Origin of the sequence: Streptomyces murinus (assembly GCF_002154555.1) — a bacterium.
In the GTDB taxonomy this organism is placed as follows: domain Bacteria; phylum Actinomycetota; class Actinomycetes; order Streptomycetales; family Streptomycetaceae; genus Streptomyces; species Streptomyces murinus.
Map to the genome: position 1 here is coordinate 1 of NZ_MUNF01001045.1, position 353 is coordinate 353.

A 353-nucleotide genomic window follows, 5' to 3' on the forward strand; every position below is an offset into this window, starting at 1 on the left:
GGTACCGGGTGCGGGGGCGGGGGCGACGACGAGCGGGTGGTGACCGCGATCTACGAGGTGCCGGGCGGTCTGAAGCGCGCAGTGGGCCACGCCGTTCACATCGGGGGGAAAGGATTCGGTCACGATGACGACACGCATACGGGTGTTGTCGCCGCACCGGACGTGGCCGCGTCAACGTCGATCTTTCCGCCCGGGGAACGTCCCGTGAGCGTTGTCCTCCGCGGGTCGGCGGGTCGGACGCCGGCCATGGGGCGCTGGTCCGAGGGTCACTCGGCGTTCATCCGGGAACCCCGGATTCACCCGGGAACCCGGTGTTCACGCGGGGGACCCCGAGGCCCCGGCAAGGGCCCGGC

1 pseudogene is annotated in these 353 nt (G+C 72.0%); it reads right to left on the minus strand.

Annotation, left to right across the window (positions count from 1 at the left end):
* Window positions 1–138: pseudogene (locus CCN72_RS41270) on the minus strand (glycosyltransferase family 4 protein); the annotation flags it as partial.
* Between the last annotated feature and the right edge of the window lie 215 nt (window positions 139–353).